Annotated in this window: 12 protein-coding genes; 3 read left to right on the top strand and 9 right to left on the bottom strand. The window is 62.1% G+C overall.

The window, feature by feature from the left end; all coding sequences use genetic code 11:
• The 7 genes from trbE to VL130_RS15860 all read right to left on the bottom strand — a co-directional run.
• Positions 1-1,682, bottom strand: a 1,682-nt coding sequence (gene trbE / locus VL130_RS15890) for a conjugal transfer protein TrbE (RefSeq protein ID WP_325364286.1), incomplete at its 3' end; no start/stop codon positions are given.
• Between the two features lie 10 nt (positions 1,683-1,692).
• On the bottom strand, positions 1,693-1,974 hold the full coding sequence (locus VL130_RS15885) for a VirB3 family type IV secretion system protein (protein ID WP_024353499.1): 282 nt from the start codon (positions 1,972-1,974) through the stop codon (positions 1,693-1,695).
• A complete protein-coding gene (locus VL130_RS15880) occupies positions 1,974-2,306 on the bottom strand; it encodes a TrbC/VirB2 family protein (protein WP_024353498.1) in 333 nt (110 codons plus the stop codon). Before VL130_RS15880 ends, VL130_RS15885 begins: the two co-directional genes overlap by 1 nt.
• Entirely contained in the window at positions 2,303-3,286 is a 984-nt protein-coding gene (trbB, locus tag VL130_RS15875) for a P-type conjugative transfer ATPase TrbB (RefSeq protein WP_091517359.1), read from the bottom strand. The genes VL130_RS15880 and trbB overlap by 4 nt, the downstream gene beginning before the upstream one ends.
• Positions 3,287-3,433: 147 nt before the next feature.
• A complete protein-coding gene (locus tag VL130_RS15870) occupies positions 3,434-3,913 on the bottom strand; it encodes a hypothetical protein (protein WP_024353496.1) in 480 nt (159 codons plus the stop codon).
• Between the two features lie 10 nt (positions 3,914-3,923).
• Positions 3,924-5,909, bottom strand: a complete 1,986-nt coding sequence (locus VL130_RS15865; protein ID WP_024353495.1) for a conjugal transfer protein TraG — start codon at positions 5,907-5,909, stop codon at positions 3,924-3,926.
• 124 nt (positions 5,910-6,033) lie between these two features.
• Positions 6,034-6,993, bottom strand: coding sequence for a LysR family transcriptional regulator (locus VL130_RS15860; RefSeq protein WP_035302746.1), 960 nt, complete (start codon positions 6,991-6,993; stop codon positions 6,034-6,036).
• 195 nt (positions 6,994-7,188) lie between these two features.
• On the opposite strand from VL130_RS15860, the gene VL130_RS15855 reads away from it, so the two are divergent.
• On the top strand, positions 7,189-7,698 hold the full coding sequence (locus VL130_RS15855; RefSeq protein ID WP_042061242.1) for a winged helix-turn-helix transcriptional regulator: 510 nt from the start codon (positions 7,189-7,191) through the stop codon (positions 7,696-7,698).
• A 4-nt stretch (positions 7,699-7,702) separates the two neighbouring features.
• Positions 7,703-8,965: a beta-ketoacyl-ACP synthase II gene (gene fabF / locus VL130_RS15850; RefSeq protein ID WP_081650885.1), complete on the top strand. Its 1,263-nt coding sequence runs from the start codon at positions 7,703-7,705 to the stop codon at positions 8,963-8,965.
• A 34-nt stretch (positions 8,966-8,999) separates the two neighbouring features.
• Here the strand turns inward: fabF and VL130_RS15845 are convergent, their stop codons facing one another.
• Together VL130_RS15845 and tet(G) are read right to left on the bottom strand one after the other, a co-directional pair.
• Positions 9,000-9,917 (bottom strand): LysR family transcriptional regulator, encoded by a 918-nt coding sequence (locus VL130_RS15845; protein WP_035302745.1) that lies wholly within the window; start codon positions 9,915-9,917, stop codon positions 9,000-9,002.
• An 89-nt stretch (positions 9,918-10,006) separates the two neighbouring features.
• Complete coding sequence (gene tet(G) / locus VL130_RS15840; RefSeq protein WP_024353491.1) at positions 10,007-11,182, bottom strand: tetracycline efflux MFS transporter Tet(G); 1,176 nt, start codon at positions 11,180-11,182, stop codon at positions 10,007-10,009.
• Positions 11,183-11,286: 104 nt separating this feature from the next.
• Between tet(G) and tetR the strand changes: the two genes are divergently transcribed.
• A partial coding sequence (tetR, locus tag VL130_RS15835) for a tetracycline resistance transcriptional repressor TetR (protein ID WP_325364272.1) occupies positions 11,287-11,817 on the top strand: 531 nt, incomplete at its 3' end.

The raw sequence follows: 11,817 nt of genomic DNA, 5'->3' as shown, positions 1-11,817 counted from the left end.
AATGCGTCGCGGATGAAGTGGGGCTGAAGGCGCTTGGCCTTGTACTCTTTGACCTCCGGCGTGATGGCGATGCCTTCGCGCATGAGGATGGCGGCAATCCAGTCCGCCGCCCATGCGCGCTCATAGGTGTCGTGGATGCGGGCAAGCGGCTGGAGCGAAACGGACGCCTCGTCCCCTTCTGTCAGCCCGCCGCCAAGGTCGTGCCAGTCACCGCCCATGGCGAGCGCGGCGGCGCGGATGCTGCCGCCGAAGTCGAAGGCGAAGACCTGCGATCTCGCATAGCGCCGGAACTGCAAGGCCATGAGGGCAAGCAACACGGATTTGCCCGCGCCCGTGGGACCGACGACAAGGGTGTGGCCTACGTCGCCGACATGGAGGGATAACCGGAACGGGGTTGAGCCTTCGGTCTTTCCAAAGAGCAAAGGGGGCGCACCGAAATGCTCGTCCCGTTCCGGCCCCGCCCACACCGCCGAAAGCGGGATCATGTGGGCGAGATTCAAAGTGCTGATAGGCGGCTGGCGGACATTCGCGTAGGCGTGTCCGGGGAGGCTGCCGAGCCATGCGTCAACCGCGTTGACGCTCTCGGGCATGGCGGTGAAGTCGCGGCCCTGAATGATCTTCTCGACCAGGCGCAGCTTCTCTTGCGCCACGCGCGGGTCGGCATCCCATACGGTGACGGTCGCCGTGACGTAGGCCATGCCCGCCACGTCCGCCCCAAGCTCCTGCAACGCCATGTCGGCGTCGAGCGCCTTGTTGGCGGCGTCGGTGTCCACAAGCGCGGACGCCTCGTTTGTCATGACCTCTTTCAAGATCGCGGCGACGCTCTTGCGCTTGGCGAACCATTGGCGACGGATGCGGGTCAGCAGCCGGGTTGCATCGGTCTTGTCGAGCAGGATCGCGCGGGTGCTCCACCGATATGGGAACGGCAGCCGGTTCATTTCGTCGAGCAGGCCCGGCGTCGTCGCGGTCGGGAATCCCACGATGGTCAGCACGCGCAGATGCGCGTCGCCAAGGCGCGGCTCCAGCCCGCCGGTCAAGGGCTGGTCGGCGAGCAGCGCGTCGAGGTGCATGGGCACCTCGGGCACGCGCACACGATGCCGGTTGGTCGAGATGGTGGAATGGAGATAGGTCAGCGTCGCGCCGTCATCCATCCAACGGCACTCGGGCATGAAGCCGTCAAGCAAGGCCAGCACGCGGTCGGTGCGGTCGATGAAGCCGCGCAGGACTTCCCACGGGTCCACCCCCGTTTTCTCCCGGCCCTCGTAGAGCCATGCCTCAGTGCGGGCGGCTTCCTCGGCCGGGGGCAGCCAGAGGAAGGTGAGGAAGTAGCCGGACACGAAATGCGCGCCCGCTTCCTCGAAACCGGCCTTACGCTCGGCATCGACCAGCGCCGACGCGGGATCGGGAAAGGTGCTGTCGGGATAGGTGGCGGCTTCGCTGCGCTGCGCCTCGACGAAGATGCTCCAGCCGGAGCCGAGGCGGCGCACGGCATTGTTGATGCGGCCGGCGACGGCGACTAGCTCGGCCGCGACGGCGGAATCCAGATCGGGACCGCGAAACTTCGCCGTCCTCTGGAAACTGCCGTCCTTGTTGAGCACAACGCCCTGACCGACCAGCGCGGCCCATGGCAGATAATCAGAGAGGCGCGCGGCGGTGCGGCGGAATTCGGAAAGGTTCATCATGGCTGCACCCTCAAACCGCCAAATGACCGGGGATGCGGAGATGCCGCCGCCCGACCTCGACAAAGAGGGGATCGCGCTTTGCCGCCCATACGGCCGCGAAGTGGCCGATTGCCCAGATGGCGATGCCGATCAGCCAGAGGCGCAGGCCGAGGCCCACGGCTCCGGCCAGCGTTCCGTTCATGATGGCGATGGCGCGCGGAGCGCCGCCGAGCAGGATATGTTCGGTCAGCGCCCGGTGAACCGGGACCGTGAAGCCCGGCACGGCGTCCAGTTGCTCGAACGCGACGGCCATCAAACGAGCGCCCCGCCGCCGAACGAGAAGAACGACAGGAAGAAGCTCGACGCGGCGAAAGCAATCGACAGGCCGAACACGATCTGGATCAGACGGCGAAAGCCGCCGCTGGTGTCCCCGAACGCGAGGGTCAGGCCGGTGGCGATGATAATTATCACCGCGATAATTTTTGCGACGGGTCCCTCAATGGACTGAAGGATTTGCTGAAGCGGTTGCTCCCACGGCATCGACGATCCCGACGCATGGGCGGCCGGGGCGAGCATGAAGCTGATAGCAAGGGTGGATGCGGCGGTCGCGGCGAAGCGATAGCCGCGCGAAATCGTGCGGATCATGAAGATTCTCCTGTGCTGGTTTGGATTGCGGGGGTGATGCGGTAGTCGCCGTCCGGCCCCAGCCCTTCGACGCGGGCAAGCTCGGCAAGCCGGCGCGCGGAACCGCGCCCGGAAAGGACAGCAACAAGGTCGATTGTCTCGGCGATCAGGGCGCGCGGGACGGTGACGACAGCCTCTTGGATGAGCTGTTCAAGGCGACGGAGCGCACCGATGCCGGTGCCTGCATGGATGGTGCCGATGCCGCCGGGGTGTCCCGTTCCCCACGCTTTCAGGAGGTCGAGGGCTTCCGATCCGCGCACCTCGCCGATGGGGATGCGGTCGGGGCGCAGGCGCAGCGAGGAACGCACCAGATCGGAAAGCGTCGCCACGCCGTCTTTCGTCCGCATCGCCACTAGATTGGGCGCGGCGCATTGCAGCTCGCGCGTATCCTCGATGATGACGACGCGATCCGCCGTCTTCGCCACCTCGGCGAGCAGCGCATTGGTCAGCGTGGTCTTGCCGGTGCTGGTGCCGCCCGCCACGAGGATATTTGCGCGGGAGGAAACGGCCGCGCGTAACGTCGCGGCCTGATCGGTGGACATGATCCCCGCCGCCACATAGTCGTCGAGGCTGAACACGGCGACGGCGGGCTTGCGGATGGCGAAGGTCGGGGCGGCGACCACGGGTGGCAGCAGGCCCTCGAATCTTTCGCCAGACTCCGGCAGCTCGGCCGAGATGCGCGGGCTGCGGGCATGAACCTCCGCGCCGACATGATGCGCGACCAGCCGAACGATGCGTTCGCCATCGGCGGCGGACAGGCGCTCGCCCGTATCGGAAAGCCCTTCGGACAGGCGGTCGATCCACAACCGCCCGTCCGGGTTCAACATCACCTCGACCACGGCCGGGTCTTCGAGCAGCCGGGCAATGGCGGGGCCGAGCGCGGTGCGCAACATGCGTGCGCCGCGCGCAATGGCTTCCGGTCTTTGGTGGTTGGTGGTCATGTCGGCCCCGGCTTCTTGCGGGGACGCGACAGGCCATCCCCGGATCGGGGTCGATTAAGAGAGGCCGAAATCTGGCCGGTTCAACAAGTATCTAGCTGCGTGCGGTGATCGGCGGCGAACGGCGGTAAATAGGATGGGTCCGAATACTTATTCTTGATCGCCGTTGCTCTCGGACTCGTCCGGCAACGGATCGTCGGGAAGTGAGTCGAGGTCACGCGACAGCTCTTTGAGGAACCTGTCGCCCGTCGCCAGACGCCGTCCGAGATTCTGCATGAAGCCCTCAAAGCGCTCCGCGCCTTTGGCGCGGGCAGCGGATTGTGCGGCTCCCGTAAGCGGCGGCGTGAGGGTCATCCAGAAATGGATGAACTGCGCGACCGCCTCGCCAAGGACGGCGAGATCTAGGTCGAGCGTGTCGATCTGGCGGCCGAGCTTGTCCAAGCGGCGCGACATGGCGGCTTCAAGCTGGTCGGCGGAATCGCCGGACAGGTAGGACATGACCGCCGCCTCAACGATGGCGGATTTCGAGACATTGCGGCGCAGCGCCACCGAGCGGCGCAGCGCCATCGCCTCGATCTGTGGAATGAGCGCGGGGTCGAAATAGAGATTCAGGCGGGTTCTGGTTGCCATGGGCGTATCCTCAAAGGTCGATTCCATCATCGGGGTTCATCGCCACCTGCCGCGCCACCATCCTCATGCGCTGGCGCATGGCGCGGGCCTTGGCCGCGTCAACGTCCGGCTCGTCGTCCAGAAACTCGAACTCCTGTTCGGGGGATGGCGGCGGGGCGACGATTTCCTCATGCTCGGGCAATTCCGGCTCGCGGCGGATGCCCGCATTGGCCGGATCGCCTTCGGCCTCGCTTCCGCACGTCGCGGAACGGCTTTCCGCCGCGACCACGCGGCCGGACCAATCATCGGCGGATGGGCTGGGCGCCAGCGGAGCGGCGACCAGATCGGGCGGGGTCAGGATGCGTTCCTGCAATCGCGCATCCTCGAAATAGCGCGCCTTGATGGCGCGGATCGGCGGCGTGCCCGCGACCATGACGATTTCGTCGGTGGGTGGAAGCTGCATGATTTCGCCCGGCGTGAGCAGCGGCCGGGCCGTCTCCTGCCGCGACACCATCAAGTGACCTAACCACGGGGCTAGGCGGTGCCCTGCGTAGTTGGTGGAGTCGCGCAGCTCGGTCGCCGTGCCTAATGCGTCTGAAACACGCTTCGCCGTCCTTTCGTCGTTCGTGGCGAAGCTGACGCGGACGTGGCAGTTGTCGAGGATCGCGTTGTTCGGGCCATAGGCGCGCTCGATCTGGTTGAGGCTCTGCGCGATCAGGAAGCCTTTGATTCCGTAGCCCGCCATGAAGGCGAGCGCCGATTCAAAGAAATCGAGCCGGCCGAGCGCCGGAAACTCGTCCAGCATCAATAGCAGCCGATGGCGCTTGCCGGAGGTGGTCAATTCCTCGGTCAACCGCCTGCCGATCTGGTTGAGGATCAGGCGGATAAGCGGCTTTGTGCGGTTTATGTCGGACGGCGGCACGACAAGGTAGAGCGTGACGGGCTGGCGGCTGCCGACCAGATCGGCAATGCGCCAGTCGCATCGCGCCGTCACCCGCGCCACCACGGGATCGCGGTAGAGGCCGAGAAACGACATGGCGGTGGAGAGCACGCCCGACCGTTCGTTCTCGGATTTGTTCAACAGCTCGCGGGCCGACGACGCGATGACGGGATGAACGCCCGCCTCGCCGAGATGCGGCGTATCCATCATGGCGCGCAAGGTCGCCTCGACCGGACGGCGGGGATCGGACAGGAAGTTGGCGACGCCCGCCAAGGTCTTGTCCTTCTCCGCATAGAGAACATGCAGGATCGCGCCGACCAGCAGCGAATGGCTGGTCTTTTCCCAATGGTTGCGCTTGTCGAGACTGCCTTCGGGATCGACCAGAATATCCGCGATGTTCTGCACGTCGCGGACTTCCCATTCCCCCTGCCGCACTTCGAGCAGCGGATTGTAGGCGGACGATCTGGCGTTCGTGGGATCGAACAGCAGGACGCGGCCATGCTGGGCGCGAAAGCCGGCCGTCAGAGTCCAGTTCTCGCCCTTGATGTCGTGGACAATGCAGCTTCCCGGCCATGTCAGCAGCGTCGGTACCACCAGCCCGACACCTTTGCCGCTGCGAGTCGGGGCGAAGCACAACACATGCTCCGGCCCGTCATGGCGCAGATAGTGCCGGTCGTATCTGCCGAGCACCACGCCATCGGGGCCGAGCAGACCGGCGGCGCGGATTTCGCGATCCTCCGCCCATCGCGCCGAACCATAGGTGGCGACGTTGCGCGCCTCCCGTGCCCGGATGATCGACATGAGGATGGCGGCGGCGATGGCGATGAAACCGCCGGACGCCGCGATGATGGCACCTTCGACGAAGATTGCGGGCGCATAGGCGTCAAACGAAAACCACCACCAGAAGAAGGCCGGCGGATAATAGACCGGCCAGCCCGCCAGCTCGAACCACGGATTGCCAAGCTGGAGCTGGAAGCGGAGGCGGAACGCCGTCCATTGCGTCGCTGCCCACACCATCACCAGAACGATGGTGAAGACGACAGCGATTTGACCCCAAAGGATTCGGCCTCCGCGCAATGCAGGCTCCAGTCGGCAAAAGAAACGGAGCCGATCAGAGAGTAGGCAAAACCGGACAGGCAACAGGAAAGGGGGTGCGGGAGGGCTACCGGATACTATCGGCGGCAAATAGGACGGGTTGCGTTCACCGCCATCCGGCCGGGTGATCGCCGCTGCGCAACTGGCCGGGCGAATCGCCGCAACGCCTCATATTGTTTGCAAGGTTGAGCAGGTTTTTCAGGGTGGCGCTGCGATTGAACGGCGACCAGACGGCGGTGAACGCAACCGGCTCTGGCTCATCGGCGAAAGGCAGGAAGACGATGCCGGACGTGGGCAGCAGCGCCGTAGCTGCTCCGACGATGGTGATGCCGAAGCCCTGTCCGACCATGGACAGCAGCGCGCCACGCCCCACGTCGAAGCGCAGGATTGACGGCGCGGGCCAGCGCCCGGCATGGCGCAGCACGATATGGCTATGAACCTGCGGACCTGTGCCGCCATGCCGGACAAGAAACGTCTCGCCTGCCAGATCGGCCCATGTGACGGCCGACTGCCCGGCGAGTGGATGCCCATCCGGCAGCACGGCAACCAACTGTTCGGTCCAGATCGGGTGGGTGTGGCAGTCTGGCAGCTCGGGCGTGCCCGCGACAAACACCACGTCCAGCCGGTCGGCGCGAAGCTGCATCACCGCTTCGCGAGCTGTCCCTTCCGTCATCTCGACTTCAACGCCGGGATGGTCCTCGCGGTATTGGCCGATCAGCTTTGCGAGGAAGCTGTGCGGGATCAGGGCATGGATACCGATACGAAGCCGGCCGCTTTCTCCCGCTGCCGCCATGCCGGCGGTCTTCACTGCATGGTCCAGTTGATCGACGCCGGCCGCTATCCGCTCGACGAAGTGGTGTCCGGCCTCGGTCAGTCGGACGCCGCGCGCGTGACGCTCGAACAGAAGGATACCAAGGTCTTCTTCCAGCGCCTTCACGCGGGCGCTGACGCTGGATTGCGCCACGCCGAGCGCATTGGCGGCGTGGCGGAAGTTCAGATATTCGGCGACGGCGAGTGTCTGGATCAGCGATGCGAGGGGGATACGCGATCCGAGCGTGGTCGGCATACCCCATGGGCAACCATCCATCGGTGCTGATCGCCGCCGCATCGCTCAAATGCCACTACAGTGCTTTGTTCCACGCCGTAGCAGACGCAGGTGCTTGGCTCCCTTAGAATGACGCATTGGATTACCCCTCCTACTATGTCGCCTACTGCGCATAGGTGACTTGCATGATGGAAGTTACACCATTATGGATGTGTCATGCAACGAACAAGCTTTCTGTCATTCGAGTGTCCCGCAGCCCGAGCGCTGGAAAGCGTCGGTGACTGGTGGAGCATCCTGATCCTGCGAGACGCCTTCCAAGGGCTTAGCAAATTCGATGAATTCGAGAAGAATCTCGGTATTTCCGCGAACATTTTGGCGAGGCGATTGAAGCATCTCACGGCGGAAGGACTGTTTGAAAGGCAACGATACAATGATCATCCGCCTCGATTTGAATACGTCCTTACCGACAAGGGGCGAGATTTCTATCCGGTAGCAATCGCCCTGTTCGCATGGGGGAACCGGAACCTTGCGCCCAATGAAATAGCCATGCGCCTTGGTGACAAGAAAACCGGACAGGAGAGGACCGCCGTTATCATCGACGCGAATACAGGAGAAGCAATCACTCCCGAAAACACCGTTCTTCTGGCAGGCCCCGCCGCAACAGAGGAAACGATGCGCGTCATAAATCGCATGAAGCGAATAAGCTCAGAAAAAGAAACGGAATAATCCAATGCGCCGAATTGTTGTAACCGGCATGGGTTTAGTTGGCCCCCTTGGTTCTGGCACTGAAATAAGCTGGAAAAGACTCCTCGACGGGAAATCGGGAATCAGGAATTTGCCTGATGAAATCTCCAATGATCTACCGGTGAAAATCGGGGGAATCGTTCCCAGCCTGATTGAAGATTCCGAAGCCGGTTTTGATCCAGATTTAATCGTTGACACAAAGGATCAACGAAAAATGGATCGCTTCATTCTGTTTGCACTTGCGGCCGCGAAGGAGGCTCTTGAAACGGCAGGATGGCATCCCACGAGCGACTACGAACGTGAGCGCACGGCGACAATTATCGCCTCTGGTATAGGCGGGTTTCCTGCTATCGCTTCGGCAGTTCGCATAACGGATACACGGGGAGCACGGAGGCTCTCACCGTTTACCGTGCCGTCGTTTCTTGCCAACCTTGCAGCAGGACACGTTACCATCAGGCATGGATTTACAGGCCCAATTGGCACGCCTGTAACCGCCTGCGCTGCGAGCGTTCAGGCCATCGGAGACGCCGCGCGGCTGATACGCTCCAACGAAGCCGATATCGCTCTGTGCGGTGGAGCAGAAGCGTGCATTGACAAGGTTAGTCTCGGGGCATTTGCTGCCGCGCGAGCACTATCTACCGGCTACAATACTACACCTGAAATGGCGTCAAGGCCGTTCGACACCGAGCGCGATGGTTTCGTAATGTCCGAAGGGGCGGGTCTGATCGTCATAGAAGAATTGGAACATGCCCTTGCTCGGGGTGCCAAACCCATAGCCGAATTGGTAGGATACGGCACAAGCGCTGATGCACACCATGTGACTGCCGGTCCAGAGGACGGTCGAGGCGCGGCCCGTGCAATGAAAATCGCGCTACAAAGTGCCGGTTTGAAGCCCAACGATGTTCAACATCTGAACGCTCATTCAACCTCCACCCCCGTAGGGGATCGAGGAGAAATAGCCGCGATAAAATCCGTTTTTGGCGATCATGATGTAGCTGTAAGCGCCACGAAGTCAGCGACGGGGCACTTACTCGGTGCCGCTGGCGGCATTGAGGCGATCTTCACGATACTCGCCTTACGGGATCAAATCGCTCCCCCAACGAGAAATTTGGAGAGCCCCGATCCTATTGCCGTAGGTATCGATCTGGTTCGCCAATCTGCACGGCCTGTTCTCATGGAACATGCCATTTCCAACGGATTCGGCTTTGGCGGCGTTAATGCAAGTGTCGCTTTCCGGCGATGGCAATAACAGTCCCGGACGGTGCTTCCGCGACCACTTCGGCTCACGCCCTCGCTATCCGTGGCAGTACTGAATTCGTGCAGACCTGCCGGCCCATGTCGTTGGCGAGGCTGAGCAGGTTACGAAGCGCCGCGCTGCGGTTGGACGGCGACCAGACAGCCGAGAAGGCGACCGGCTCCGGCTCGTCGGCGAAGGACAAGAAGACAATGCCGTTTGTCGGCAACAGCGCCGTGGCCGCGCCGACGATGGTGATGCCGAAGCCCTGTCCGACCAAGGACAAAAGGGTGCCACGCCCCACGTCGAAGCGCAGGATCGACGGCGCAGGCCAGCGCTCGGCATGGCGTAGCATGATATGGCTATGAACCTGCGGTCCAGTGCCGCCATGCCGGACAAGGAACGTCTCGCCTGCCAGATCGGGCCATGTGACGGCTGACCGCTTGGCGAGCGGATGCCGTTCCGGTAGCACCGCCAAGAGCGGTTCGGTCCATGTGCGACGGGAATGGCAGTCGGGTGGTTGGGGCGTGCCCGCGACGAACGCCACGTCCAACCTGCCGGCGCGAAGCTGCACCACCGCTTCACGGGCCGGGCCTTCGGCGATCTCGACTTCAACATCGGGGTGATCCTTGCGGTATTGGCCGATCAGCTTTGCGAGGAAGCTATGCGGAATCAGGGCATGGATACCGATACGAAGCCGGCCGCTTTCTCCGGCTGCCGCCATGCCGGCGGTTTTCACCGCATGGTCGAGTTGGTCAATACCTACGGCTATCCGCTCGACGAAATGGCGTCCGGCCTCGGTCAGCCGAACGCCGCGCGCATGACGCTCGAACAAGAGGATGCCGAGGTCTTCTTCCAGTGCCTTCACGCGGGCGCTGACGCTGGACTGTGCAACGCCGAGCGCATTGGCGGCGTGACGGAAGTTGAGATATTCGGCGACAGCGAGAGTGTGAACTAAGGTCATCATTGGCACTCGCCCCGAAAGGAGATGATTGCTCAACGGATTTAATCCGTCATTTCTCGTAAGTCTACGCATACCAATTCGCCATGACTCAATCACAATGAAGTTGCGAAAGGTCTGCGTAGTATTGGCAGACATATTAAATAGAGGATCGCGCCGAAAATCCAAACCCAACCGTTCCATGCTCCTACGGTGGCAGAATAGAGTGCCGTGAAGCCAAGCGGTCCCGCGATAGAGCTTAGATTGGTGAGGCTTGTAAGCGTTCCCTGTAAAGCTCCTTGCTTGTTACTGCTGACATTGTTTGAAAGCATTGCCTGCAAGGCCGGCATGCCAACACCTCCGGCGGCAAGCAGCAACAAAATCGGGAACACCATCCATCCCTGCGTGGCAAAAGCCAGAAGAATGAAGCCAGTCGCATCCGCAGCCATGCCAAACAGTAGCGTGCGCCGTTCTCCAAGCCGGCTTGAAAGAGGGCCGGTAACAAACGCCTGAAAAATCGCGTGTGTTGCTCCAAACGCCGCGAGCGACAAGCCAACGGTCGTGGTGTTCCACTGAAAACGATCCTCGCCATATATGACCCATAGGGCCGCAGGGACCTGGCCGATCAGTTGAATAATGAAGAAAACTGCGAAAAGGGCCACTAGCCCGCGCAATGCATCATCCAGCCGGAACAGAACGAATGGTTTGATGCGAACCGGCTTTCCGGTCTCGCCATCGCCGCGACGAGTCTCCCTGAGGAAAATGCAGGCTAGCAGGAACGCGAAGCCGTTGAGAAGGGCAGCGGCGATAAACGGAGCATGGGCAGAAATACCACCGAGCATACCACCAAGTGCTGGCCCGGCAATCATGCCTGCCCCATAACAGGCCCCCATGTAGCCGAACCAGCGTGCGCGAGAACCTTCCCCCGTCGAATCCGCAATGGTTGAGGCAGCTACAGCTCCGGTTGCGCCCGTGATGCCGGAGACGAGCCGGCCGATATAGAGCACCCATAAGACCGGCGCTGATGCCATAATCGTGTAATCGACTGCGGCCCCCGCAAGGGAAGCCAGAAGCACCGGACGCCGACCGTAAGCATCTGAAAATTGTCCAAGCACGGGCGCGAAGATGACCTGCATCAACGCATAGAGTGACAGCAAAGCACCATAGTGACCAGCGACCTGCTCCGCCGGCACAAGCTCGCGCAGAAGCGTCGGAAGGACCGGCATGATGAGGCCGAGTCCCATGGCGTCGAGACTGACGATCAGCAGGGCGATGATGGCAGAGCTGCGCACCTGAAACTCCAGCGCCGCTCAATGCGAGCGACTTTATCAATGATAAGGACATGGACATAGAACTTATCGGTGATAAATTGTCAAGCGTTGGCGAAGGAACGTGAATGACCAAACTGGACAAGGGCACCGTGATCGCAGCGGCGCTGGAGCTGCTGAACGAGGTTGGCATGGACAACCTGACGACGCGAAAGCTCGCTGAACGCCTCAAGGTTCAGCAGCCTGCGCTTTACTGGCATTTCCAGAACAAGCGCGCGCTGCTTGACGCACTGGCCGAGGCAATGCTGACGGAACGCCACACCCGCTCGCTACCCGAAGAGAACGAAGACTGGCGGCTATTCCTGAAAGAGAACGCCCAGAGTTTCAGAACGGCGTTGCTCTATTATCGCGACGGGGCGCGCATCCATGCCGGCACTCGACCGACAGAACCGAATTTTGGCGCTGCCGAGACACAAATACGCTTTCTCTGCGCGGCGGGCTTTGGTCCGAAGCACGCTGTTTGGGCGCTCCGGGCGGTCAGTCACTATGTGGTCGGTTCCGTTCTCGAGCAGCAGGCATCTGATGCCGATGAGAGAGTTCCGGACAGGCCAGATGTGTCCGAGCAAGCACCGTCGTCCTTCCTGCACGATCTGTTTCAC

Origin of the sequence: Asticcacaulis sp. (genome assembly GCF_035497195.1) — a bacterium.
In the GTDB taxonomy this organism is placed as follows: Bacteria; Pseudomonadota; Alphaproteobacteria; order Caulobacterales; family Caulobacteraceae; genus Asticcacaulis.
Note: the sequence above shows the minus strand (reverse complement) of the source record. Positions and strands in the feature narration are given on the sequence as shown.

Bases quoted from the DNA above. Each gene is read 5' to 3' on its own strand.
- VL130_RS15885 (WP_024353499.1), bottom strand. From the start codon at position 1,974: ATGGCCGTCGCGTTCGAGCAACTGGACGCCGTGCCGGGCTTCACGGTC.
- VL130_RS15845 (WP_035302745.1), bottom strand. From the start codon at position 9,917: ATGATGACCTTAGTTCACACTCTCGCTGTCGCCGAATATCTCAACTTC.
- VL130_RS15855 (WP_042061242.1), top strand. From the start codon at position 7,189: ATGCAACGAACAAGCTTTCTGTCATTCGAGTGTCCCGCAGCCCGAGCG.
- VL130_RS15870 (WP_024353496.1), bottom strand. From the start codon at position 3,913: ATGGCAACCAGAACCCGCCTGAATCTCTATTTCGACCCCGCGCTCATT.
- fabF (WP_081650885.1), top strand. From the start codon at position 7,703: ATGCGCCGAATTGTTGTAACCGGCATGGGTTTAGTTGGCCCCCTTGGT.
- VL130_RS15860 (WP_035302746.1), bottom strand. From the start codon at position 6,993: ATGCCGACCACGCTCGGATCGCGTATCCCCCTCGCATCGCTGATCCAG.
- VL130_RS15880 (WP_024353498.1), bottom strand. From the start codon at position 2,306: ATGATCCGCACGATTTCGCGCGGCTATCGCTTCGCCGCGACCGCCGCA.
- trbB (WP_091517359.1), bottom strand. From the start codon at position 3,286: ATGACCACCAACCACCAAAGACCGGAAGCCATTGCGCGCGGCGCACGC.